This is a genomic window from Compostibacter hankyongensis (assembly GCF_039541075.1).
In the GTDB taxonomy this organism is placed as follows: Bacteria; Bacteroidota; Bacteroidia; order Chitinophagales; family Chitinophagaceae; genus Compostibacter; species Compostibacter hankyongensis.
This window is the reverse complement of the sequence record NZ_BAABFN010000001.1, coordinates 1,014,732-1,035,262: the sequence shown is the minus strand read 5'-3', so window position 1 is coordinate 1,035,262 and position 20,531 is coordinate 1,014,732. Positions and strand designations below refer to the sequence as shown.

At 54.8% G+C, this 20,531-nt stretch carries 20 protein-coding genes; 5 read left to right on the top strand and 15 right to left on the bottom strand.

What is annotated here, in order from left to right:
• Positions 1-83 precede the first annotated feature (83 nt).
• From ggpS to ABD851_RS04280, 10 genes are all read right to left on the bottom strand, one after another.
• Positions 84-2,321 (bottom strand): glucosylglycerol-phosphate synthase, encoded by a 2,238-nt coding sequence (ggpS, locus tag ABD851_RS04325; protein WP_344975890.1) that lies wholly within the window; start codon positions 2,319-2,321, stop codon positions 84-86.
• A 38-nt stretch (positions 2,322-2,359) separates the two neighbouring features.
• Positions 2,360-3,358 carry an NAD(P)H-dependent glycerol-3-phosphate dehydrogenase gene (locus tag ABD851_RS04320; RefSeq protein WP_344975887.1) on the bottom strand — a complete coding sequence of 333 codons (999 nt, stop codon included), beginning with the start codon at positions 3,356-3,358 and terminating at the stop codon, positions 2,360-2,362.
• Positions 3,359-3,425: 67 nt separating this feature from the next.
• Complete coding sequence (locus ABD851_RS04315; RefSeq protein WP_344975884.1) at positions 3,426-4,193, bottom strand: segregation and condensation protein A; 768 nt, start codon at positions 4,191-4,193, stop codon at positions 3,426-3,428.
• A 147-nt stretch (positions 4,194-4,340) separates the two neighbouring features.
• Positions 4,341-5,564: a DUF3078 domain-containing protein gene (locus tag ABD851_RS04310; RefSeq protein ID WP_344975882.1), complete on the bottom strand. Its 1,224-nt coding sequence runs from the start codon at positions 5,562-5,564 to the stop codon at positions 4,341-4,343.
• A gap of 185 nt (positions 5,565-5,749) precedes the next feature.
• Positions 5,750-6,685 carry a DUF3078 domain-containing protein gene (locus ABD851_RS04305; RefSeq protein WP_344975879.1) on the bottom strand — a complete coding sequence of 312 codons (936 nt, stop codon included), beginning with the start codon at positions 6,683-6,685 and terminating at the stop codon, positions 5,750-5,752.
• A gap of 79 nt (positions 6,686-6,764) precedes the next feature.
• The gene (gene mscL / locus ABD851_RS04300) at positions 6,765-7,181 is read right to left on the bottom strand and encodes a large-conductance mechanosensitive channel protein MscL (protein WP_344975875.1); all 417 of its coding nucleotides are present in this window, start codon (positions 7,179-7,181) and stop codon (positions 6,765-6,767) included.
• A gap of 57 nt (positions 7,182-7,238) precedes the next feature.
• Positions 7,239-7,850 (bottom strand): SanA/YdcF family protein, encoded by a 612-nt coding sequence (locus ABD851_RS04295; RefSeq protein WP_344975872.1) that lies wholly within the window; start codon positions 7,848-7,850, stop codon positions 7,239-7,241.
• A 196-nt stretch (positions 7,851-8,046) separates the two neighbouring features.
• Positions 8,047-8,793 carry a PPK2 family polyphosphate kinase gene (locus ABD851_RS04290; protein ID WP_344975869.1) on the bottom strand — a complete coding sequence of 249 codons (747 nt, stop codon included), beginning with the start codon at positions 8,791-8,793 and terminating at the stop codon, positions 8,047-8,049.
• A 46-nt stretch (positions 8,794-8,839) separates the two neighbouring features.
• Positions 8,840-9,442: a GTP cyclohydrolase I FolE gene (gene folE / locus ABD851_RS04285; protein WP_344975866.1), complete on the bottom strand. Its 603-nt coding sequence runs from the start codon at positions 9,440-9,442 to the stop codon at positions 8,840-8,842.
• 21 nt (positions 9,443-9,463) lie between these two features.
• On the bottom strand, positions 9,464-9,874 hold the full coding sequence (locus tag ABD851_RS04280; protein ID WP_344975863.1) for a 6-pyruvoyl trahydropterin synthase family protein: 411 nt from the start codon (positions 9,872-9,874) through the stop codon (positions 9,464-9,466).
• Between the two features lie 189 nt (positions 9,875-10,063).
• Here ABD851_RS04280 and guaA point away from each other — a divergent pair, with 189 nt between their 5' ends.
• The 3 genes from guaA (at position 10,064) to ABD851_RS04265 (ending at position 13,953) form a co-directional block, all read left to right on the top strand.
• The gene (gene guaA / locus ABD851_RS04275) at positions 10,064-11,602 is read left to right on the top strand and encodes a glutamine-hydrolyzing GMP synthase (RefSeq protein WP_344975860.1); all 1,539 of its coding nucleotides are present in this window, start codon (positions 10,064-10,066) and stop codon (positions 11,600-11,602) included.
• Between the two features lie 69 nt (positions 11,603-11,671).
• Entirely contained in the window at positions 11,672-12,991 is a 1,320-nt protein-coding gene (locus ABD851_RS04270) for a hypothetical protein (RefSeq protein WP_344975856.1), read from the top strand.
• A 29-nt stretch (positions 12,992-13,020) separates the two neighbouring features.
• Positions 13,021-13,953 carry a YihY/virulence factor BrkB family protein gene (locus tag ABD851_RS04265; protein ID WP_344975852.1) on the top strand — a complete coding sequence of 311 codons (933 nt, stop codon included), beginning with the start codon at positions 13,021-13,023 and terminating at the stop codon, positions 13,951-13,953.
• Here the strand turns inward: ABD851_RS04265 and ABD851_RS04260 are convergent.
• The 3 genes from ABD851_RS04260 to ABD851_RS04250 all read right to left on the bottom strand — a co-directional run bounded on the left by ABD851_RS04260 (position 13,943) and on the right by ABD851_RS04250 (position 16,775).
• On the bottom strand, positions 13,943-15,262 hold the full coding sequence (locus tag ABD851_RS04260; protein WP_344975849.1) for an aspartate kinase: 1,320 nt from the start codon (positions 15,260-15,262) through the stop codon (positions 13,943-13,945). The two genes, ABD851_RS04265 and ABD851_RS04260, sit on opposite strands and share 11 nt — an antisense overlap.
• Positions 15,263-15,305: 43 nt before the next feature.
• Positions 15,306-16,382: an Ldh family oxidoreductase gene (locus ABD851_RS04255; protein ID WP_344975847.1), complete on the bottom strand. Its 1,077-nt coding sequence runs from the start codon at positions 16,380-16,382 to the stop codon at positions 15,306-15,308.
• A gap of 78 nt (positions 16,383-16,460) precedes the next feature.
• Positions 16,461-16,775 carry a DUF3467 domain-containing protein gene (locus ABD851_RS04250; protein ID WP_344975843.1) on the bottom strand — a complete coding sequence of 105 codons (315 nt, stop codon included), beginning with the start codon at positions 16,773-16,775 and terminating at the stop codon, positions 16,461-16,463.
• 74 nt (positions 16,776-16,849) lie between these two features.
• Between ABD851_RS04250 and radC the strand changes: the two genes are divergently transcribed.
• Entirely contained in the window at positions 16,850-17,569 is a 720-nt protein-coding gene (gene radC / locus ABD851_RS04245) for a RadC family protein (RefSeq protein WP_344975840.1), read from the top strand.
• A gap of 101 nt (positions 17,570-17,670) precedes the next feature.
• Entirely contained in the window at positions 17,671-18,645 is a 975-nt protein-coding gene (locus ABD851_RS04240; RefSeq protein WP_344975837.1) for a Gfo/Idh/MocA family oxidoreductase, read from the top strand.
• Positions 18,646-18,723: 78 nt separating this feature from the next.
• On the opposite strand, the gene ABD851_RS04235 is transcribed toward ABD851_RS04240, so the two are convergent.
• Together ABD851_RS04235 and queA are read right to left on the bottom strand one after the other, a co-directional pair.
• Complete coding sequence (locus tag ABD851_RS04235) at positions 18,724-19,407, bottom strand: 2-C-methyl-D-erythritol 4-phosphate cytidylyltransferase (RefSeq protein WP_344975834.1); 684 nt, start codon at positions 19,405-19,407, stop codon at positions 18,724-18,726.
• 22 nt (positions 19,408-19,429) lie between these two features.
• Positions 19,430-20,479 carry a tRNA preQ1(34) S-adenosylmethionine ribosyltransferase-isomerase QueA gene (queA, locus tag ABD851_RS04230; protein WP_344975831.1) on the bottom strand — a complete coding sequence of 350 codons (1,050 nt, stop codon included), beginning with the start codon at positions 20,477-20,479 and terminating at the stop codon, positions 19,430-19,432.
• Positions 20,480-20,531 lie beyond the last annotated feature (52 nt).

The window sequence follows — 20,531 nt, the reverse complement described above, 5'->3', positions numbered from 1 at the left end:
AGTGTTGCCGAACTGCGTTTCGCTGAGGCCTATGAAAAAACATTGTGCACGAAGTAAACTTTAAACCTTAGACTTAAAAGTGTTCAGAGCCGTTCCAGCTCCTGCATAAATTCCCCGCTCCATTGTTCGATGTCGTAGTGGTTTACGATATCATACAGCCGCTTCATCCGCAGCACCCTTTCGTTCTCATCCAGGGTGAGGGCGTGAAGCAGGCTCTCCTTGAGGTCTTTGCTGTCGTAAGGGTTGGTCCGGATAGCATAGGGCAGCTCCACGGATACGCCGGCAAATTCGGAAACGATCAGCACGCCGTCGGGCCGGGCCTTCTGCCCCTGCACCGCCACATACTCCTTCGCCACGAGATTGAGCCCGTCGCGCAGCGGGGTGATCCAGCAGATATCCGCTATGGCATAATAGGTGACCACCTCTTCGAAGGGAACCGATCGGAAGAAAAAGCGTATAGGCGTCCAGTTTATATTGGAATATTTCCCGTTGATCTTACCCACCGCCTGTTCCAGCTCGGTCTGTATCCGTTCGTATATACGCATGCCCTGCGCCGGCGGAGTGCAGATATTGATCAGCTCCACCTTCCCGTGAAATTCGGGATAATCGTTGAGGAACTGGTGAAAGGCCTGTATCTTTTCGAGAGGGCCCTTCACATAATCCAGGCGTTCTATGGATACGATCGTCTTTTTGCCTTCGGTGCTTCTGGCCAGCTCCCGGATGGCGTCCTGGGTATGGCTTTCCTTGTATATCTGCTTGATATATGACACGTTCACCCCAACGGGATGGGCGCCCAGCCGGATTTTTTTCTGCCCCGTATCGATCTCGCTGGTCATCTTGTCCACCCCCAGCGCACAGCTGTAGGTCAGGAAACGCTCAGCACAGTTGACCTGGGAAAGCTCCTCCAGCGGGGTATGGCTTTTGGCCACGTCGATAAAGTTCTGCACATAGCGGGGAATATGAAATCCCACATAATCGCATTGCAGCAGGCTGCCCATGATCTCGCGCCGCCAGGGGATCACGTTGAAGACGTCCGCAGGCGGGAAGGCGGTATGATGAAAGAAGCCGATCTTGACATCCGGCCGCAGCTGCCGCAGATAGGCCGGCACCATCCACAGGTTATACTCGTGCACCCACACGATGGCGCCATGATCTGCTTCCGCCGCCGCCCGCTCGGCAAACAGACGGTTGATACGGCAGTAATGCTCCCAGTGGTCATGGTTGAACCGGGCCTTGTCGATAAAGGAAAAGATAACGGGCCAGAAAGCCTCCTTGGAAAAAACCTTGTAAAAGATATCCACTTCCTTTTTGTTGAGGGGCAGCCGCGAGGCTACCAGGTTGGGATACGCCTCCTCATCGATATAGACGTTTTTCAGGGGGCCGCTTTTTCTCCCCGAGGCTTCTTCCCAGGCTATCCAGACACCGGACCGCCCTGCGCTGAAGAAGCCCAGCAGGGAAGGGATGATACCATTGGGACTCTTGGGTTTTGTCCGCTCGATGCGACCACCCGTTTCGCGCAGCTCATAGGGAAGACGGTGATAAAGCATGACCAGCTGCGTGGCGCCCGAATGCGGGAAACGCTCTATCTCCTGGCGGGCCTTGCTGTAAAATTCCCGGAACTCGGGAAAGTGCTCCATGGCTTCGAGGATGCCGCCCGCGCCGGCCTGTTCTGCCTGGTAGACATGCGGCTTATCGCGGGTAGCCTTTAACAACGCTTCTTCGGCGGCGCCTACCACCACCCCGCGGTATCCCGTTTCATAAAGGGAATAGTCGTTCAGCGTATCACCGGCTACCAGGATCTGCTTTTCCGAAAAGTTCATCATCTTTACCAGCTGCTGCAGCGTAGACCCTTTGTTGACCCCGCCCGGCAGGATATCCAGGTAGCGGTTGGCAGACAGCAATACCTCGCAGCCGTATTCAGCCACCAGGCCGCGTATCTGCTCGATATCGGTATTCTCGTCAAAATAGTAAGAGCAGCGCCGCTGCTGGGGCACTTCCTGCAGCTGCAGGCCTTTTACCTTTCTCAGCTTTTTACGGATCACCAGCGGACCGGGCCACTTCTTCTCGATCTGCGACTGCAGCGGCTGTACCGGTTCCAGCGTACGGCCGTTCATCACGGTGGCGCCGACATCGCTGATGATAAAATCGGGATTGGGAATAATCGGATCGTTCAGCAGGGGCATCACTGTTTCAAGTCCCCTGCCGGTAACAAACGCCAGACGTATATCCGCATTTTCCCGGATCAGGCGGTATAGTTTCAGCTTGGCTACATTTTTACCGCCAAGAAAAGTGCCGTCCAGGTCAGTTGCCAGTAACATCATAGTCAATTTGATTTTAAAAAGTAAAGCAGACCGGCATTTCAGACCAGCTTGTTCTCGAGCAGCCTGAATTCCACAAAAGGCGATATCCGGTCGTACAGAATACGGTACACCGCTGCGACCACAGGCATCTCCACCTTCAGCCGGCGGGCCATTTCATAAATGCCTTCGACCCCATAGTACCCCTCGGCCACCATGCTCATCTGCAGCTGGGCGGACTGCACCGAATACCCCCGGCCGATCATCTGGCCGAAAGTACGGTTACGGCTAAACTCAGAATAGGCTGTTACAAACAGATCGCCGAAATAAGCAGAGTGCGTCAGGTCGCGCTCCACAGGATCTGCCGCCCGCAAAAAATGCCGCATTTCGCGCATGGCATTGGCCACGATCACGGCCTGGAAATTATCCCCGTAGTTCAGTCCCCGGGCGATGCCGCAGGCGATGCCGATGATGTTTTTGAGGATGGCGCAAAGCTCCACGCCCAGCGGATCGGTATTGACGATGGTTTTCACATAAGGCACCGTGATGCTGTCTGCCACGCTGCGGGCCAGGGCCTCCTGTCCGGAAGCGACCGTCATATAGGTCTTCCGCTCCAGGGCGATCTCTTCGGCATGACAGGGGCCGCCGATCACCAGCTGGTCGTCGGCGCCGATACCAAATTGCTGTCCCAGAAAATCAGAAGGGATCTGGCGGCGTCCGGAAACGATGCCCTTGATGGAAAGGATCAGCTTCTTATTTTCCATCCATTCGGGACGAATGCCGGCAACAGTATTTTCGAGATAGGCAGAGGGTACGGCAAATAAAATATAATCCGAGGCAAGAATGGCTTCTTCCAGGTCAGCCGTCGGATCCACATGATCCGTTCTCAGCTGCAAAAAACTCAAATAATTCGGATTCCGGCCCTGCTGCCGGACATGGTCCGCATATGCAGGCGAACGCAGATGCCACTTGACGGACACCCTGCTTTCAGAAAATATCTTAACCAGTGCTGTCGCCCAACTCCCTCCCCCAATAACAGTAAGGCGGTTGAGTATGTTCAAAATGTACTGTTTTGCAGTGCTTTTCCAAGTCTGTAAAGCAAAATTGCTGTTGCAAAGGTACGTTTTTTCAGGGGGAAGGCAAAACGGCGGGCGGTACGTACTCCACGATGAAGTTATTCCGTCCCTCTCCTACCATGATGGCCAGCGCATCCTGCTGTACCAGCTCCAGCAGGGAAAGAAACAGAAAAATAGCATGCAGCCGGTCCTGGCAGGTTTCAAATATCTTACCAAAAGGAAGGGTCTTTTCCCGGCGGGCCATCTCCAGCATGTCCTCACGCGACTCTTCCATCGTATAGTTATACCGGAAAACCACATGCTCGGGTCGCTCCTGCCGCTCCTTCATACGCTGCATGACCTTTTCAAAGGCCTTCATCAGCTTGAACAGGGTAAGGGTCTGCACTTCGGTACCCTCGCCGGCGGCTTCGCCGATAGCGGTGAGCTCCTGCCGGATATTGCCGCGTTTGGCCTGGAGAAGACGAATGGCTTCCTTTTCTGCCAGCTCCTGCGCCGCCTGTTTGTATTGCTTATACTCCAGTATCTTATCCACCAGCTCCTGCCGGGGATCTATTTCATTGCCCTGCTCATCCAGCTCCTTACGCGGCAGCAGCATGCGGGCTTTGGTCCGCATGAGAATGGATACAAACAGGATGAATTCGCTGGCCAGCTCTATGTTCAGCGACTCCATCTGATGGATATAATCCAGGAAATCGTTGGTGATCTTGGTGATGGGTATGTTATAGATATCCAGCTCATCCCGTTCTATAAAGAACAAAAGCAGGTCAAAGGGCCCTTCAAACTGGGGCAGGACGATCTTATAACTGGTAGGTTCGCTCACGGGGTAAGTTTCTGGTTTCTTAGCTTCCGGTTCAGTTTTCGGTTTCTGGTTTGAAGTTCAATGGTCTAAAGTTTAAACTTAAATGCCCTCCACCTTTCACCCTTCACCTTTTACCTTTCACATTTTGCCCTTCACCTTCATGGAAGGCTAAAACGTATACGCAAATCCCAGCCCGATCAGCTCTTTAAACTGCGTCCGGGCCGTTTTTCGCAGGATGATGCCCTCCCCTGTCTCAGGGTCCTTGATAATGGATCCGTCTGCATTGGTGGCATAGGTGATAAACTTTACATCGTCATCGTAGATCAGCTCGGTATTGAGCGTGGCGGTGATATACTTGTTCACCTTCAGGGTAAGCAGGGAGGTCCAGTCCACGTCGATATTCTGCGGATTTACAAAATAATTGGAGTACAGATCCAGCCGCGATACCCAGGTAATGTTTTTCATGATCTCCTTGTTGAACTGCGCGGAAAGAAAGGCGCCGAACTCATAACGGAGCATCTTGCCCTTTTCCAGCATCAGCCGCGAATTACCACCCGGCAGATAGATATAATGCGCACTGTCCACCCCATAAGCGCCCTGGTTGGCCAGACGCTGATCGGCTACAATGACAAAACGCGAGGTAAGCGGGGACAGCAGGAGGGAAAAATAAGGCGCGGGACGGAAATCCACACCCAGCGAGGCCAGTACGTAACCCGGCGCAAGGAAGTGGGAAATAACCGTGCTGTCGTCGGGATACTGATAACCATTGGCAAACTGGCTGCGAAAGCTTATCATGGCGCTGTAAGACCAGTGCCTGGCAAAACGGAAGCCGTACTTGCTGTAAAAGTCGATCTTATCATCGCTTTTGCGCGTGCCGAGACTGGTTGTATTGAGATAACCAAAGGCGAGGTCGATATTATTATCCCATGAATGCCGCTTTTTTGCAAAATTGGCATAGAGATTCGCCACCGATCCGGCCGCAATGGAAAAATGATCGCCCCCGGCCGCCCAATTGGATAAGCTGCCCTGACTGATGTTCAACGCAAAGGTCCCGCCCTTGCGCCAGTGAATCTTTTCCTTGGAAGTATCGATGGGCTTCCCGTATTTGCCCTTATTCAACTCCGTCATCACTGCGCGGGGATCATAGTTTGGCTGTTGCTTAATTTCAGTATGCCGGCCCTCGATCATCGGCACAAAGCCCCCTGAAGGGGCCTCTTCTATAGGAGCATTCAGCTGCAGGGTATCTATCGGCATCTCCTGCGGTACCGGCAATCCGGTGGTATCTCCATAGCCGCTATCCTCCGATGTCGCCGGAGGGTAGTTGATCACCTGGGCGGACAAGACCGGCCCGAGAAACAACAGTATAGCCACACACGCAATATATTTTTTCATCTCCTGTATGTTATTGCAGATCAACGATCAAAAGCAATATCTATTCCAAAATAAGGGCTAAAGATACAAAATAGCTTTTATTCGTCCACGCTTTGCAGACATCTATCGCAGGAGACGGTACCGGCGGCAGCCGGGTGCCGGACAGCCGCTGTTTTCCGGCCGGAGTTGTACCGGGGTCAGGGTGATCAGAACTTATAAGAAAACCCGACGCCCAGCATCTCTTTCAGCTGTAGCTTGGCCGTACCCGGCTCTTCGCCGTTCTTCCCGGGAAACTTCACGTCATCGTCGTAGATCATATCCAGCGAGATGGTGGTAGCCAGGTATTTGCTGATCTTCATGGTCAGCAGGTTCGTCCAGTACACATCCACATTCTGGGGATTGCGTTTATAATTGGAGAACAGGTCCAGCCGTGTTTTATAAGCGATGGTTTTGCTCAGGTCCTTGTGAAAATTGGCCGATACAAAGGCGCCGATCTCGTTCAGCACTTTTTTACCCGGCGTAACCCCGTATTTCCCCTGGGCGGAAAGGGTATCGTCGGAGACGATCGTCCAGCGGGAGGAGATGGGCGACAGGTAAAGATCAAAATTATCGTTTGGCTTAAAGTCCATGCCGAGGGAAACCAGCACATAGGCGGGGGCCAGGAAATTGGAATTATAGGTCCTTCCCGCATCGTCATACAGATAGCCCCGGGTAAACTGGCTTTTAAAGTCGACCAGGGCGGTATAATACCATTTTTTGGCCGCCTTGTACCCGTATTTGGAGGTCAGGTAGAGGTGATCGTCGCTCTTCCGGCTCCCCTGGCTGTTGGTGTTCAGAAAACCATAGGCCATGTCTGCCATGTTATCCCAGAGGTGCTTCCCTTTCTGATAGGAGGCGTACCCGTTCAGGAGGGCGTTCAGGGCAAAGGTGGACTTGTCTCCGCCGGCGGCCCAGTTGGACAGGGCGCCCTGGCCGATGTTCACGCTAAAGATACCTCCGGTTCGCCAGGTCTTGTGGGAGGTATCATCGATGGCAATGGTCTTGCCGGCGGCGTCTTTCAGGCCCTGCACCGTCTGGTCCTGCGCCCGGGCCGTATACAGGCCTAATAACAATAGGGCATTGATGAAAAAAAACTTCTTCATGATCATAAGATTTTTGATGAAAAAATGAATCCCTGGTCCGGCCTGAGGCCGGACCAGGGCGAAGATGATGAAAAGAATATTATTTTCTCAGCAGATCGCGTATTTCCGTAAGCAGCGCTTCGGTAGCGGTCGGAGCCGGCGGAGCAGCGGGCGCTTCTTCTTTTTTCCGTTTCAGGCTGTTCATGGCCTTTATGGCCATGAAAATGGCAAAGGCAACGATCAGGAAATCAATAACGGACTGAATAAATACCCCGTAGGTTATAGCATTTTCCGGCTTGATCACCTTGCCGGCAGCGTCGGTCACGGCCTGTGACAGGATGACCTTCTTATCACTGAAGTTCATCCCTCCCGTGAGCAGCCCTACCAGTGGCATGATGATGTCGTTGACCAGCGAGGTGACAATCTTGCCAAAGGCGGCACCGATGACAACGGCTACCGCCAGGTCAACCACGTTGCCCTTCATGGCAAATTCTTTGAATTCTTTTAATAGCGACATGTTTTACGTTTTAAGGTTATGCAAGATAAGTAAATGACGTAAATGAATACCTCTCGTTCATTTCTCCCTGCTGCGGCGGAATGCCCGCCACCATAACACTTCTCCCACACATTTTACACGGGCCAGCAGCTCCCGTACAAACATCTTAACAGCCGGCATACCGGTTACCGGCGAGGCGGCAAAGGCGATAACATCCATTTCCAGCATCCTGCCGATAAAGACCGCCCTCTCGTTATGAAAACGTTGGGAGATCACCGTTATCCCCCGCTCACCGCTCAGGGCGCTACAGTTCCTCAAAGATTTCCAGGTGCGGCTGCCCGCCCTGTCCGGCAGGATCACAGGCTCCGGAACACCCCGTTCCACCAGGGAACGCTGCATATCTGCGGCCTGCCGGCCGCTCCCGCTTACGATTATCACCGGCAGCTTTCCGGCCTTGTATAACCTTTCGGCGGCGTCCATACGGTAACGGTAATACCGGTTTACCGCTGCACTCCCCCGCAACAGCCGGGAAGTGCCCAGCACCAGACCCGTTCTCTCAGCGGCCAGATCGTCTGCCGCTTCGTATAAAAAAGGAGCTGCAAACCGCTTTACTCCGTAAAAGCAGCCCGCTACCAACAGCACCAGAAACAACCCGGCCCCTGCCAGCGCTATCCCTATATCATACAACATAACCGTCGTTTATCAGCCGCTGGTCGCCCCCGCCGGGACCTGCTTTTGGTCACGGCAACCCTGGGCCTAAGGTTAATTTGATGATTTGGTTGATTTGACGGTGGAATAATTATCAAATGCTTAGCATTCATTGAGACCTCTAAAGATCATTGTGCACGAAATAAATCAGCACATTATCAAATCATCAAATCTATTATTATCCTTTCAGCCCCGGGTACCGCATATGCAGCTTCTTCAGCGTGTCGTATACCGTCCGGGCAATCACATATTCTTTATACCAGTTCTGGTCTGCCGGCACAATGGTCCAGGGGATATCCGGACCGCAGCGTTCAAAGACCGTTTCATAATAACCCAGATAATCGTGCCAGCGCTGCCGCTCCTTAAAATCATTGGCATTGTATTTCCACTGCTTTCTCGGGTCGTCTATCCGTTCCTGGAGACGCTCGGCCTGCTCCTCCTTCGATATGTGAAGATAAAACTTTAATATATGCGTGCCGTTATGCTGCAGCAGCTTTTCAAAATGATTGATATCCTCCATCCGCTGATGGGCCGTCTTGTCGCTGATCAGCTTATGGACGCGGGTAACGAGCACATCCTCGTAGTGAGAGCGGTTAAATATGCGGATCATTCCCTTGGCGGGGGTATAACGGTGAATGCGCCATAGAAAATCATGCTCCAGCTCCTCCGAGGTGGGCACCTTGAAGGATTGTACCTGCACGCCCTGGGGGTTGAGCTTCCCGAATACGTGCCGGATGGCGCCGTCTTTACCGCCGGCATCCATGCCCTGAAGGATGACCAGCAAGGCGTGTTTTCTTTCGGCATAGAGGAGATACTGCAGCTCGTCCAGCTGCTCCAGGAGCCTGGCTGTCTTTGCTTTAAAAGTTTCCTTATCGGCCTTCTTCGGAGCCCGGGTGGATATCTTGGATAAACTGAACTTTTCCATGGAGGAGTATGGTATTGGTTAGTGGGTGGGCGCATCCCCCCGCGCGTTATCTCCGCGTGAGGTTAGCGCCGATCAGGCGAATGAATTCCGAACGGGTACGCTCATCTTCAAACTGGCCGCAGAAGGCAGAGGTAGTGGTCACCGAATTCTGCTTTTGTACCCCACGCATCATCATGCACAAATGCTGTGCCTCAATTACAACGGCTACTCCCAGCGGCTGCAGCGTTTCCTGGATAGCATCCAGTATCTGGTGGGTCATCCGCTCCTGCACCTGCAGCCTCCGGGCATAGACATCCACCACCCGGGCCAGCTTGCTTAAGCCCGTAATATAGCCGTTGGGGATATAAGCCACATGGGCCTTCCCGAAGAAGGGAAGCAGGTGATGCTCGCAAAGGGAATACAGCTCGATATCCTTTACGATCACCATTTCGCTGTAGGACTCGGTAAACTTGGCAGCGTTCAGGATGGCATGAGCATCCATATGATAGCCCTGTGTGAGGTATTGCATGGACCGGGCCATGCGCTCGGGCGTCTTCAAGAGGCCGTCGCGATCCGGATCCTCTCCCAGCAGCCCGATGAGCTGCTGATAATGATCCCTGAGCGCGGAAGTGGTTTCTTCGTCGTACTGTTCAATATGCGTATATGGCATGTAAATAAAATGTGAAGTGAATCATTTGCCGTAATATTCGACGTATATCCGTTCGGTTTCCATAAGCTTTATACAATGAAGGCTGGCCCCTCCGTCTATATGAGGCGCCAGCTGATCCCAGATGGCCATGGCAAAGTTCTCCGTGGTGCAGATTCGTCCCTGCATAAACTCCACATCCAGGTTCAGGTTGCGATGATCCACTTTGGATACCACATACGTTTTTATCAGCTGGCTCAGCTTTTTGGCGTCGTACACAAACCCCGTTTCCGGGCTGATCGTTCCCTTTACGGTCACATACAGCTCATAGTTATGGCCATGCCAGTTCTCATTGGCGCAAAGGCCGAATACCGCCTCGTTCTCTTCCCGGCTCCAGGCCGGGTTATAGAGCTTGTGCGCCGCATTGAAATGTTCCTTCCTCGTGAGGTAGATCATAGCCGGGTATTTAGCGCAAAGTTAGCAAATCCGGGATAAAGGCGGGCGGCAGCGCCGGGCCCTGGCTTCCGGCACCCTGCCGGCGCTGGTCGCGCAGGGTAGAAAAACACAGCGCGGAAAGGCCAACCGGCGCAGGAGACGGATCAGGTTACCCGAAAATGACAATAAATCTTGTAGTTTTGCAGCACCATGACAGAAAAGATCATTATCGTCGACTTCGGTTCCCAATATACGCAATTAATTGCCCGTTGTGTCCGGGAATTAAACGTCTACTGCGAGATCATCCCCTGCCTGCAGCCTTTTGTCCCGGACAGCGGGGTGAAAGGCGTCATACTTTCCGGCAGCCCTGCTTCGGTCAACGATGCAGCCGCTCCCTCGTGGGACATACCCATGGCGGCGGCCCGCGTTCCGGTGCTGGGTATCTGCTATGGGGCGCAGCTGATGGCGAGAGACTTCGGCGGCGAGGTGGCCCGGAGCAAAATAAGGGAATACGGCCGCGCTTCGCTGCAGCACCCCGATCCGGAGGAGCCCCTGTTCCGCGGGGTATCCGCCAGCAGCCAGGTCTGGATGAGTCACGGCGATTCCATCACCCGCCTGCCGGACCATTTCGGGGTGGCCGCCATAACGAACGACATCCCCGTTGCCGCTTTCAAAAGCACTACTGCTGCAGCTTACCCGCTATATGGCCTGCAGTTTCATCCCGAAGTTACCCACTCTACAGAAGGCAAAAAGATCCTTGAAAATTTCCTGACAGCCATCTGCGGATGTTCCCGCAACTGGACCGCCGCCGCCTTCGTAGCCGAAACCGTGAACCATATCCGGGAAAAGGCCGGAGACCGGAAGGTGATCATGGCCCTCAGCGGAGGAGTGGATTCTACCGTGGCCGCCACCCTCATCCACAAAGCCGTCGGTCCCAACCTGTACTGCGTATTCGTGGACAACGGGCTGCTCCGTAAAAACGAGTTTGACCAGGTGCTGGATTCTTACCGCCATATGGGCCTGAATATCCGGGGCGTGGATGCCAGTGCCCTCTTCTACGAAAAGCTCCGGGATGTATCCAGTCCCGAAGAAAAAAGAAAGATCATCGGGGGACTCTTTATCGACGTCTTCCAGGCAGAGGCCGAAAAGATAAAAGACATTGCCTTCCTGGGTCAGGGTACCATCTATCCGGACGTTATAGAATCCGTTTCTGTAAACGGCCCCTCGGCCACCATCAAATCCCATCACAATGTAGGAGGGCTGCCCGAGAAGATGCACCTGCAGCTGATAGAGCCCCTGCGTTTTCTTTTTAAAGACGAGGTACGGCGCATCGGGCGCGAAATCGGCGTGGACGAAGCTATCCTGGAACGGCATCCCTTTCCCGGCCCCGGTCTGGCCATCCGTATCCTCGGCGCCGTCAGCCCCGAAAAGATCGCGCTGCTGCAGGAGGCCGATGATATTTATATCCGCTCCCTGAAAGACAGCGGAAATTACCACCAGGTATGGCAGGCCGGCACCATCCTGCTGCCCGTGCAAAGCGTGGGTGTGATGGGCGACGAGCGCACGTATGAATATACGGCGGCCCTGCGGGCGGTGACTTCCCACGACGGCATGACGGCCGACTGGGCCCACCTCCCTTACGACTTCCTGGCCAAGGTATCCAACGATATCATCAACAGGGTAAAAGGAATCAACAGGGTGGTATACGACATCAGCTCAAAACCGCCGGCTACCATCGAATGGGAATGATTTTTGAACAAGGCACGGGGGATATTTGAGAAAAAAGCGGACAGTCATTAAAGGACAAAAAATTAACGGATGAAAAAAACTGCTGCCTACAGTCTGCTGCTTTTGGGTTTCGTCATCTTCATGACGGGCTGCTCGCTCTTCCGGAAAGCCGGCAAAGGTATCAGCGAAAGTCTTCCGCCGCCGCGCGAGAAAAAACCGGTTCCCCAGGAAAAGCCCCATAAAAACCCGGTTGCCCGGGCTCCTTTTAACGTACCGGCATTTGCCCGGGAGGTACGCAAACCGCTTTATCGCGTCGCCCTGTTCTCCCCCCTGTATCTCGACAGGGTGACGGCCGACAGCGGCTTTGCGGGCGGCAAAGCCGTGCCGCGGTACGCGCTCCCCGGACTGGAGTTTTATGAAGGCGCACTCATCGCCATGGACTCGCTCCGGCAAAGAGGGCTTAACCTGCAGCTGCATCTTTACGACACCAAATCCCTACGCCCTTCCATGCAGCAGGTGCTGCAGGGACAGCTGGACTCCACCGACCTGATCATCGGTTCGGTAAATGCGGATGAGTTCCAGCGCCTGGCCGGATTTGCGCTGAAGCGGGAGATCAACTTCATATCGGCCACCTATCCCAACGACGGGGCCATTACCGAGAATCCCTTTCTCACCATCATCAACAGCACCCTCCGCACGCACTGCTATGCCATACAGGATTTTGCCCAGCAAAAATTCAGCAACCAGCAGATACTGGTGCTACACCGCAATACTGCCCAGGAAAAGCAAAACATGTCATACATCCGGGACGCCTGGCAGCAGATGAAATTCGGACGTAAGGTACCGGTAAAAAGCATGGACTGGGACGACAGCACCAGCACCGGGCAGCTGGCAGCCATGCTTTCTGCCGAGAAGAACAACGTGGTTATCGTTACGGCCCTGTATGTCGACGAGGCCGAAACGATCCTGCAAAAACTGGCTGAGCTTACCGGCAAATACACGATCAACGTCATTGGCATGCCTACGCTTGCCGCGCAGCGGGAGCTGCTGAAGCCGGTCTATAAAGGACTTTCCATCTATTACTCCACACCTTATGCCGACATCCGGAACGACGCCCTGAGCCGCGACTTTATGCTCCGCTTTTTTGAGCAATACCATGCGCGCCCTTCGGACATGGCCTTCAAGGGCTTTGAGACGTTCCTTTATTTTGGCTCCCGGCTACAGGAAGACGGGCTATATTTCAACCCCGAGATGAACGGAAATGCCGGGCGCTTCGCGACCGAGTATAATTTTCAGCCCGTATACAGGGAAAAAGAAGCGGCATCGGATGAGCAGGTTCCCGATTACTTCGAGAACAAGCACCTGTATTTTATCCGGATCCGCGACGGAGTCATTAGCCGGGCGAACTGAACGATAACCGATCATTCAACCCTATAGCCATGCGCAGCAAACTGTTCTCCAAAACAGGCAGCGTGCTCCGGCAGGCATTCACCGAATTCCTGGAAGATAAGGTGATGCGGATGAGCGCGGCATTAGCCTACTATACCATTTTCTCCATCGGCCCCATGCTTATCGTGATCACCTACCTCTGCAGTATTTTCCTGCGCGAAAAAGCAGCCACCGGCACTGTCTACGAACAGATCAAGGACCTGGTCGGCCCCGATGCCGCCCTCCAGATCCAGTCCATCATCACCAACGCCTCCGTTACCGGAAGCTTCAGCGCAGCTACCCTTATCGGGGTGGTGGCCCTTGTTTTCGGCGCCACGGGCATCTTTGCCGAGATACAGGATTCCATCAACCATATCTGGCACCTGAAAGCCCAACCCCCAAAAGGAAAAGGATTCTTAAAAATGCTGCTCAACCGCCTGCTCTCTTTTTCGATGGTGGTCAGCCTGGGGTTTATCCTGCTGGTGTCCCTGCTGCTGAATACCGTATTGGACCTGCTGCTGAACCAGCTCGGCCGGCTGCTGCCTGAAACCACCATCTACCTCACCTATACCTTGAACTTTGCGATCACGCTCTGCATTACCACACTGTTATTCGCCATTATCTTCAAGGTATTGCCCGATGCGCATATGCGCTGGAAAGACGGCTTGGTCGGGGCCACGGCCACAGCCCTGCTTTTTCTGCTGGGCAAGTTCGCCATCAGCTATTATATCGGCCGGAGCAAGTTCAACAACAGCTACGGCGCTGCCGGCTCCCTGGTGATCGTGCTGGCCTGGGTATACTATTCCGCGGCCATTCTCTATTTTGGCGCAGAGCTGACCAAGGTATATGCACGGCTTTACGGCGGAGGTATTATACCCAACCGTTATGCCATAAGGGTGCAGACCACCGAGGTAAAGCCCGAGCCTCCCGGCGCTACAGGTTAAAAAGTCCCTTGTTCAGCTGCTGCAGCGTCTGTACCTTATGACTGCTGCCCACCAGCAGGGAGATGTTGTGTCTGCTGCCACCGTAAGAGATCATCCTCAGGGGCACGTCGCGGAGCGATTCGAAGATGTTTTTCAGGATAGCGGGCGTGGAAGCCACCTCATTTCCCACGATGCTTACGATGGTCTGATCATGGTCCAGCTCTATGCTCCCGAAAGGCTCCAGCTCTTTCAGGATGTCGTCGAGGCGGACGAGGTTGTCGATGGTGAGGGATACGGCCACCTCGGAAGTGGTGATCATATCGATGGGCGTGCGGTATTTTTCAAAAACCTCAAATATCTTCCTGAGAAAACCGAAGGCGAGCAGCATGCGGCTGGATTTGATCTTTATGGCCGTGATCCCGTCTTTGGCGGCAATGGCTTTTACGCCGTCGCCCGACGGCAGCTCGGTAATAAGGGTGCCTTTGGCATCCGGCTGCATGGTGTTCAGCAGCTTCACCGGGGTATTGAAATGCTGGGCCGGCCAGATGGATGCCGGATGCAGGATCTTGGCTCCGAAATAGGCCAGCTCGGCGGCCTCTTCAAAAGAAAGCTGTTCCACGGGAACGGTGTGGTTTACCACGCGGGGGTCGTTGTTGTGCATGCCGTCGATATCCGTCCATATCTGCACTTCGGAGGCATGGATGGCGGCGCCCAGCAGCGATGCGGTATAATCGCTTCCTCCGCGCTTCAGGTTATCCACTTCTCCCCTGGCGTTCCGGCAGATATAGCCCTGCGTCACAAACAGCCTGGCATCCTTGTGCTCACGCAGCAGGGCGTTCAGCCTGGTCTTGATCAGGGGTATGTCCGGCTCGTCGTTTTCGTCGATACGCATGAACTCCAGCGCCGGCAGCAACACGGCTTCCACGCCGGTCTCCTGGAGATAGGTGCTGAACAGCTTGGTGGAAAGCAGCTCTCCCTGGGCCAGGATATCCTTGTTGAGCGCCTCGCTGTAGGATATTTTCAGGATGATATGCAGGAACTCGAAGTGCTCTTCGAGGATGGCCTTTGCCTTTTCCAGCGCTGCCGGCGTTTTGACCAGCGCGGCCACAAATTTATCGTAATGCGCCCGCAGGGCATCGATCTGCCGGTTGGCCCGCTGCTTGTCGCCTTCGGCGAGCGCATGACCGATCTCCACCAGCGCATTGGTGGTGCCGGAGAGCGCGGAGAGCACCACGATGGCGGGTTCTTTTTCTGCCGTGATCAGCGCTGCCACAGCATGCATACGTTCGGGCGCCCCTACCGATGTTCCGCCAAATTTTAAAATCTTCATTTTGTGTATGGATTTCCTGTTTGAACTTTTAAAGTGTTTTTCCCTATAATTCCAGACCGAACTTTTCCGCGAGCTGCCCCAGGTCTGCCGCCACGGGTTGCAGCAGTGCTATACCGGCTTCCCGGCGAACCCCCTCGGCTTCGCGTTCGGGATCGCCCGGGATCAATACCCGTTCCTGCCCGGCTACCGGGGTGGCGCTGCGGAAGCGGCGGATCCACCTGTCCATATGCTGTTTAAAATCTTCCAGCGGGCGGAAACCGTCCGCCCGCATGGCCCCGAAAAAATGACCCAGCCCTTCTCCCACGGGATCGTCGGCAAGGGGCAGAAAACTTACAAAAGGGGGCGCCCAGGGACCGTAATTCGCCCCTGAAAACACGGCCGAAAATAGATCAACTATGGCTCCCATACAATAGCCTTTATGGCTTCCGTGCTCCCGGTCTCCGCCCAGGGGCAGCAGGGCCCCTCCCTGCTTCAGCACATGCGGGTCCGTGCTGGGCTGCCCCGCGGCGTCCTGCACCCAGCCCAGGGGCGCCTGTTCCCCGCGGCGCTGTAGCATCTCCAGCTTGCCGTTGGCAGCTGTGGTGGTGGCAAAGTCCGCTACAAAGGGCGGTTCTTCCCCGGCCGGAACGGCTACCGCTATGGGATTGGTGCCGAGCATCCGCTCCCGGGAAAAGGTAGGCGCCACCAGGGGACTGGCATTGGTCATGGCAATGCCGATCATATCTTCCCCGAGGGCCTGCATGGCATGGCGGCCGGCAATCCCGAAATGATTGGAGTTTCGCACGCTTACCCAGCCGCTTCCGGTTTGCCGGGCTTTGTCCATGGCCACCCGCATGGCAAAGGGGGCTACCACAAGCCCCAGTCCGCCGCCGCCATCCACCGTAGCGGTAGAAGGCGTTTCGTGGACGATGCGGATATCCGGCGTGGCACAGATGCGGCCGGCTTCCCATAGCCGTACATAGCCGGAGAGCCGCGCCACCCCGTGGGAGTCCACTCCCCGCAGGTCGGCCGACAACAATACCTCCGCCGCCAACGCGGCGTCGGCCTCGGAGCAGCCCATCGCGCAGAACACCCTCTCGCTAAAGCTCAGCAGCCGGGAATAAGAAAACCGTATTTCCATCAGGTATAATGAGAATAAAAGACAATGCTGAAAACCGGGAGTAACCCGGAACGCGGCAGCCCGTTCCCGCCGCAGGGCTTACGCCTGGGCCGCAGGTCCGCCAAAGTTCATCGGAATATTGATGGGATCCTGGTCCTGGATGGTACCGTTCACCGATTCGTATTTTTTGACATTATCAGCCAGGGCTTTCAGCAAACGCTTGGCATGCTGCGGGGTCAGGATAATGCGGGACTTGACCTTTGCTTTCGGAAGACCGGGCATTACATTAATAAAATCTACCACAAATTCAGCCGTGGAATGGGTGATCACCGCAAGGTTGGCATATGTTCCTTCCGCCATCTCCTCGCTCAGTTCTATATTCAGCTGCTGTTCCTGGTTTGGGGTATTTTCCATCAGGGTAAGTAATTTAAGGGTACAAAGGTAGTGTAAATGTGAAATTTTGATTAGCTTTAAAGAAAGCTTTTGCTATGGCCGAAGATATCCTCCAACCGCCCGCCATAAAACCCCTCTCGGGCATCAAAACCTGGGCAAAAGACGACAGACCAAGAGAAAAGATGTTGCTGAAAGGCCCCCAGGCGCTCAGCAACGCGGAGCTGCTGGCCATCCTGATCAACAGCGGCAACCGCGGGAAATCAGCGCTGGACCTGGCCCGCGAGCTCCTGGCGGATGTGGAGCAGCAGCTGGTGCTGCTGGGCCGTATACCGGTAAAAGATTTCATGAAGAAAAAGGGCATCGGCTCCGCCAAGGCCATTACCATAGCCGCCGCCCTGGAGCTGGGCCGGCGGAGACAGGCCGGGAGCCTGCTGGACAAGCCCGTGATCCGCACCAGCCGCGACGCCGCCGCGATGCTGCAGCCGCTGCTGGCCGATCTGAAACACGAGGTATTCGCCGTATTGTTCCTCAGCCGCTCCAACCGGGTCGGGCATTTCGAAGTGCTCAGCAACGGCGGCACCACCAGTACCGTGGTCGACACCAAGATCGTGCTCCGGAAAACGCTGGAGCATGACGCCGTCAGCATCCTGCTGGCGCACAACCATCCCTCCGGCAGCCTCCAGCCCAGCGGCGCAGACCACCACCTTACCAAAAAGATCGCCAGCGCCGCCGCCCTGCTCGATATAAAAGTGCTGGATCACATCATCGTTTCCCATAGCGGCTTCTTCAGCTTTGCCGACGAAGGGCTGCTGTAGGACAGCCGTCGATTTATTTCCTATTTCAGGCACAAGCGCTTAACTTGCATCCCTTTATGACCCTGAGAGGGATCGTTTTCTTTCACCCGTTATTTTTGTACATGTTAAAGATCGGATTGTTGGGGGTCGGACACCTGGGCAAGATCCACCTTACCCAATGGCTTTCCCTGAAGGGCGTGGAGATCACGGGTTTCTACGACCCGGACGATGCCAATGCCGCCGCCGTTGAAGAGCAATACCGGCTGAAGCGTTTTACCGACCCGGCCAGCCTTATACAGGTTTGCGATGCCGTGGATATCGTAGCGCCCACCACCCAGCATTTCAGCTTATGTGAGCAGGCCATCCGGCATGGCCGGCACGTCTTTGTGGAAAAGCCCATGACGCATACCACCGAAGAAGGACGGATGCTGATGAAATTGTTATCCGAAGCCAATGTGAAGTTCCAGGTGGGACATGTGGAACGCTTCAATCCGGCCTTCCTGGCGCTGAAGGATACCCCGCTGCAGCCCATGTTCATCGAAGTGCACCGCCTGGCCCAGTTCAATCCCCGGGGCACCGACGTCAGCGTGATCCTGGACCTTATGATCCACGATATCGATATCATCCTGAGCGTGGTCAATTCCACGATCAACCGGATATCGGCCAGCGGTGTGGCGGTGATGAGCGACACTCCGGATATCGCCAACGTGCGTATCGAATTCCACAACGGCTGCGTGGCCAACCTGACCTCCAGCCGTATTTCCCTGAAAAAGATGCGGAAGATGCGGCTTTTTCAGAAAGACGCCTATATCAGCATCGACTTCCTGGACAAGAAAACGGAAGTGATCCAGCTGAGCGCGCCGGGAGAGGCAAAGGGCCTGTTTACCTTTGAGATCGAAACCGGTTCGGGAAAAAGGGCGATTTCACTGGCCAATCCCCCGGTAAAGGAAACCAACGCCATCCGGATGGAGCTGGAGCTTTTCCGCGACAGCATCCTGCACAACAAGCCCGTGGCCGTAAGCGTCTTCGACGGCTTCCAGGCGCTGGACATTGCCCATCAGATCCTCGAAAAGATCAACAAGAGCTATAGTCAATAAGCTAATTTGATGATTTGGAGATTTGATGATGAAGCAATTAGCACATCATTTACGACCCTTCACCTTTAACCTTCCCCTTTAGGGGTTGGGGGTGGCCAGCAGACGCTCCGCGATCAGCAGGTCGGTGGGATGAGTGATTTTTATGTTCCGCTCTTCTCCCGATACCAGGCACAGGGTATGCCCGGCGGCTTCCACAACAGTAGCTTCATCGGTAAAGTGCGGCTGATAGGGTTGTGCAAAGGCCGGCAGGAGTATCTCGGAAAGAAAGGTCTGCGGCGTCTGCACCAGGCAGAATTTATCGCGGTCCACCGCCTCGCTGCGGCCATCTTCCTTTCTGCGGATGCTGTCCCTGACGGGCACCACAGGGATGGCGCTGCCACCCGTAAGCGCCTGATCATAACAGCGGTGGATCAGCGCCACGCTCAGCAGCGGCCGCACGCCGTCATGTACAAAAACCACGGCAGGATCCTTAATCTCTCCCAGACCGTTCTTCACAGACTGGAAACGGGTATCGCCGCCGGCGACCTGCCGGATACGCGGCGTATGGTCCAGCATCTTCAGGACATCGTCGGCATGCTCCCTATGCTCGGCAGGCAGGACCAGCACGATCGTCATATCCCCGTAAGCATCCAGGAAAGTCCGCAATGTGTGATACAAAACCGGTCGCCCGCACAGCGGCAGAAACTGCTTTGGCAGGGCGCTGCCCATCCGGGTGCCGTTGCCCCCGGCTACGATAACAGCGATCCGTTTTCTTGCAGACATGGTATACAGCGCAAACGGCGGGCTATATGATCAGCATGGCGTCGCCGTAGCTAAAGAACCGGTATTTCTCTTTTATGGCAACCTGATAAGCTTCCATGATCAGCTCATAGCCGGCAAAGGCGGACACCATGATGATGAGACTGGTCTTGGGCAGGTGAAAGTTGGTGATCAGCGCATTGGCGATGGAAAATTTATAGGGCGGATGCACAAACACGTTGGTCCAGCCCTCATCCGGTTTCAGCAGACTGCTTGCGGTCACCGACGACTCTATCGCCCGCATGGAAGTGGTGCCGATGGCGCAGATGCGGTGCCCGGTCTCCTTGGCCTGGTTGACGATCTTTACACATTGCTCGTCAATACGGAAATATTCGGCATCCATCTTGTGCTTGCTGAGGTCTTCCACCTCTATGGGCCGGAAGGTGCCAAGGCCGGTATGCAGCGTCACTTCTGCAAACTTCACGCCTTTGATCTCCAGCCGCTTGATCAGCTCCTTGCTGAAATGCAGGCCGGCCGTCGGGGCGGCCACAGCGCCTTCGTATTTGGCATATACCGTCTGGTATCTTTCCTTGTCGGTGTCGTCCGGCTTACGCTTGATGTATTTCGGCAGCGGGGTTTCCCCCAGCGCATCGAGCAGGTCTTTGAATTCCTCATCCGGACCGTCGTACAGAAAGCGGATGGTACGTCCCCGGGAGGTGGTATTATCGATCACCTCGGCCACCAGGCTGTCGTCTTCTCCGAAATACAGCTTGTTTCCGACGCGGATCTTCCGGGCGGGGTCTACAATTACGTCCCAGAGACGATTCTGCCGGCTCAGCTCACGAAGGAGGAACACCTCGATCTTGGCGCCGGTTTTTTCTTTCCGTCCATACAGGCGGGCAGGAAATACCTTGGTATTGTTAACGATCATGACATCCTGATCGTCGAAGTAGTTCATGACATCGCGGAATATCTTGTGCTCAATTTTACCGGTATCCCGGTGCACGACCATGAGGCGGGCTTCTTCGCGGGCTTTGCTGGGGTGCTGGGCAATAAGATTCAGGGGGAGGTCAAACTTAAACTGGGATAACTTCATTTTACGGAATGAATTTTAAGTCTGCAAAGGTACGGGATTCCGGCCAATGAAG